Source organism: Bathymodiolus platifrons methanotrophic gill symbiont, assembly GCF_002189065.1.
Taxonomy (GTDB): domain Bacteria; phylum Pseudomonadota; class Gammaproteobacteria; order Methylococcales; family Methylomonadaceae; genus Methyloprofundus.
The window spans coordinates 1-2355 of sequence record NZ_BDMN01000350.1 but is presented as its reverse complement, the minus strand read 5'-3'; the positions used below and the strand labels follow the sequence as shown (position 1 = coordinate 2355).

Here is a 2355-nt window from a genome sequence, read left to right as displayed (position 1 = left end):
CTGAAGTTTCCCAATTATTGAGTAGCTGAAATACACAATGCTGGTGTATCGAGGTTTATTTTCGGGGAGTCCCTACTTTTGCGAAAGCTCATTTTGGGCGTCCAAGCCCAAGTTCGCGGCAAAAGCTTAACGGGACTGATTAAAATCTGCGATGCCCTGATTCGCCCTGCGTCCACTTATAAAAACCCTAGAGGGGTTTTTATTTAGTTACCTCAAATGGCTTGACGCGATGTCGGAATGCCTTGTATTTTATCTACGCAAAAAGACGCTTCGAGAAAACACCCGGCCCTATCGCTATCACGGACTAAAAATCTTCACTTCGCTTAAGCTCCGTTTCCAGGATTTTCAGCGTTAGTCATTTAATTTATCCTAATGTGTGTTTTCCTGCTCATATTGAGCAAGTAGAGTTATGATTAGAGGTTGATGATAGTGATACCTTGTTAGCGATGCGGGTTCTGTCGCAATACCTAATGACCATTTAAAACTAGCCTTTAAGTTTCCATACGCCATCTTTAAAGATAAACGTAACTTCCTTGCCACTCGGCAATCTAACGGAACCATCTCCTGTCCGAACTTCTGTCCACCAGGTTGAATATCTAGCTACTCTAACCTCTCTACCCTCTTTAATGCCATCGATAGGAAGATCTATATATCTCGCCCACCTCCCATTAACAACCTTAAGTATCAAGTCCGAAAAGGCCTCAAATTGGGGTGCCAAGGATTTCTCCGTCATATTATCGTTATTGTTAGGATAAATAGTGTGAGGGAGATCCGGGCTATCTGTACCAATATATTCCCAATCGCGATTGCTTTTATGATCAATAGGGAAGTACCAATAACGACCCGATTTCTTTGCTATAAAATACTCAACTTGTTTTTTGTAAGGATTGTAATAAACAAAGTGGTCTCCTTTAACTGCGACACGGCCATTATCCCCCCATTTATTCATTTTAATAGGGTTTCGAATCTTCCTAGGGAATCTAGTCCCTATGTAATCCCAGTTTTTAGTGTCTTTTGCTGTGCTAGGAATTTCATCAACGGAACCGTCTGCATTTAAACCTATCACTCTAAAATATTGAGGAGTCCCGTAAGCATGGAGACTCCGGTATCCGATTTGTCCGATCTCATAAGGCTTGTCATCACTAACACCCTTTAGAGGCACGCCGTTGTGAAGTAACTGTCCCACAATATGGTTCTTATCATAGTCATAAGGACTGAGACTGGTGTAATCCTTGTAAGAATAACCACCGAAATGATCGACTAGCCCCGGAATCCCAAAAAGCCATACCCAGTCATTAGCATACTCAATATCTTTTGCGCGCTCTCTATTGTGAGAATCAATAGCCGCACGGTGGATTTTTTGATAGTCAGCTGAGGATTTTGTTATTACATCTAAAATCCAAGGCCAATGAGGTGTCACACGTGTAATCAATTTTTTAGAGTGAACAAACCCAACAAAGCCCCGTTCTGTGCGATCGGTGTGCAATATAGCCGCCGCTCCAGAATCAGAAAAATTAGCGGGGGATTCTACATCACCATTATGATGATTGATTATAGCCTCAGCGGGTGCTAATACGAAAAGACGTTCATCTAAGTCTTCTATTGCCATTCCTTTATCTATGAAAAGTTTTCTTATCTGCCAATTAGGGAGTACTTGATTCTCACCATCTTGGTATAACCTTGAGGGACTTTTAGAGTCAATACTCGCAAAAGATTCATAATAGATCTTGCTGACTAGACAGCCATCACTTGTTACGAATCTAACTGCTTTAGTTGATGAGCCTTGGTTTGAACCCTGAGTGTTACACTCATCACTTTCCTCATCTATACCCGCACTATGTAATACAAACCTGCTCTTCCTGTCCTTTAAAAACTGTTCTTCCTCTGAGGGTTCGAGCAATTTCACAAGGTTGGATAAGGTTGTATCGAAACCACTCTTTAGTATAACGACAGCTATATCATATTTAGGATTCCAATTTTCAGCATCAAATTTAGGATGGGGCGTATAATATGCGGTTTTTTTAGCACCTGTTTTAGCAGACACTACAGTAATGGGAGTGTCTCCCTGTGAAGACCCGCAAGTAGCTTTTGTTAAACCTACAAAATTGCCAATCATAGTTACGGTACATATATTCCACTGCGCAAGTGAAGGATGCGTTTTATCACTATGGATCTCAGTATTTGCCCCTTTTAATGCCATCACGTTCGAGGACGTAACTAACATTATTAAGAAAATCAGTGCTTTTTTATTCATATTTAATTCTCTTTAGTCTCTTTAATCTCTTTAATCCACAATACTTAACTAAGAAACAAAGTGTGTTTCAAAAGATTGCCACATTTATTGAAAAATTTAAA

The 2355-nt window shown here is 40.3% G+C and carries 1 protein-coding gene; it reads right to left on the bottom strand.

Annotated elements, in window-relative coordinates:
* Positions 1 to 484 precede the first annotated feature (484 nt).
* Entirely contained in the window at positions 485 to 2254 is a 1770-nt protein-coding gene (locus CDZ78_RS17330) for a hypothetical protein (RefSeq protein WP_087871110.1), read from the bottom strand.
* Positions 2255 to 2355: the final 101 nt, after the last annotated feature.

What these genes read in the sequence shown, in the direction of transcription:
- CDZ78_RS17330 (WP_087871110.1), bottom strand. Translation starts at nt 2,254, where the DNA reads ATGAATAAAAAAGCACTGATTTTCTTAATAATGTTAGTTACGTCCTCG.